The 694-nt window shown below is 57.6% G+C and carries 1 protein-coding gene and 1 pseudogene; one reads left to right on the forward strand and one right to left on the reverse strand.

Annotation, left to right across the window (positions count from 1 at the left end; all coding sequences use genetic code 11):
• The coding region (locus ACQCVD_RS15465; protein ID WP_426824668.1) for a transposase at positions 1-275 on the forward strand (275 nt) is incomplete at its 5' end.
• 312 nt (positions 276-587) lie between these two features.
• Here ACQCVD_RS15465 and ACQCVD_RS15470 read toward each other — a convergent pair.
• A pseudogene (locus ACQCVD_RS15470) lies at positions 588-694 on the reverse strand (IS5/IS1182 family transposase); the annotation flags it as partial.

The raw sequence follows: 694 nt of genomic DNA on the forward strand, positions 1-694 counted from the left end.
CCACGAACTCGATCGAGTCGTTGAACAACGAGGTGCGCAAGGCAACCCGGAACCGGGTGCAGTTCACCAGTGATGAGTCCGCGATCAAGACCCTATGGCTGACGATCTGCAACATCGAGGACAAACGCGCTGCCCGACGGGCGAAGAAGGAGAAAGGAGCTGTCAAGCAACCAGAGTCCGGTCGGCTGGTCGAGGGCAAGAAGACCGCCAACTGGAAGCAGGCACTCAACCAACTGATCGTGGCGTATCCGGAACGTTTCGAGCCCTACCTCTGAGCAATTAATTCAAGCCCTCATACACAAAAGACTTGACACGCTCGTTCACATAGCCGAATACCGCCGGCACCAATAGGGGTTGGACGGCATCTGTGCAAAATCGGTGCGGACCCTGACACCACGACCGCCATGTGAAGTTGCCAGAAAGCCGCCAAAAGAAGAGGAAAGTCACTCCCACGGCTGCACCGGCGGCCGGCCACCTTCATTGTCCGGGGATCAGCTGAGCACCACGCGGAAACTCTACGAGCAAAAGGACATGACCGTGGAGCAGATCGGCAAAGTCGTGGGTGTTAGAGATCGCGCGGATAGGGGTCATGGCCGGCGGTCAGGACGGGTCTCCCAGCGGTAGGTGCTCCAGGCCTGCTTGATGAGCCGACGCACAATGATCACCGCGTTAGCTAAAGCAATAAACGCTTCAA

Origin of the sequence: Corynebacterium halotolerans (assembly GCF_050107895.1) — a bacterium.
GTDB classification, from domain to species: domain Bacteria; phylum Actinomycetota; class Actinomycetes; order Mycobacteriales; family Mycobacteriaceae; genus Corynebacterium; species Corynebacterium halotolerans_B.